The 462-nt window shown below is 70.6% G+C and carries 1 protein-coding gene; it reads right to left on the bottom strand.

Annotated features, from left to right (window positions below; translation table 11 throughout):
* A partial coding sequence (locus tag ACL02O_RS34440) for a C39 family peptidase (RefSeq protein WP_412822362.1) occupies nt 1-342 on the bottom strand: 342 nt, incomplete at its 3' end.
* Between the last annotated feature and the right edge of the window lie 120 nt (nt 343-462).

Here is a 462-nt window from a genome sequence, read left to right on the forward strand (position 1 = left end):
GCCGGTCTCCTTGTTCAGCACCGGGGTGATGTCGTTGATGGAGTTGGTGCCGTTCTCGGTGGTGCCCATCTCGCGGGCCATGGCGTCCACGTCGATGTTCTTGCCCTGCACGGACAGGGCGTTACGCGTGGCGGCGGGGCCGCAGTAGTAGAAGTTCGGCTGGGCCTCGTAGCGGACGTTGAGTTCGCGCTCGCCGTGGCCCTTGCGGTCGGTGGTCACCGACGAGGCGGCCTTCTCGGCGGGGGTGGCGTGCGCGGCGATCGCGGGGCCGGCGATCCCACCGGCGGTGGCGGCGATACCGGCAGCGGTCAGAACGGTCTTACGCAGCAGAGTGGTACGCATGATGAGTGCCTCTCTGTTCGGGGGTACACGGCAGCACGCGCGGGGGTGCGGCGCTGCCGTGGGAAAGTCTGGGAGGGGCCGGCCCGGCGATCCGGGGTGACCTGCTCGGGCGGCCCGGGG

The organism is Micromonospora mangrovicola, from assembly GCF_047200535.1.
Lineage (GTDB): Bacteria > Actinomycetota > Actinomycetes > Mycobacteriales > Micromonosporaceae > Micromonospora.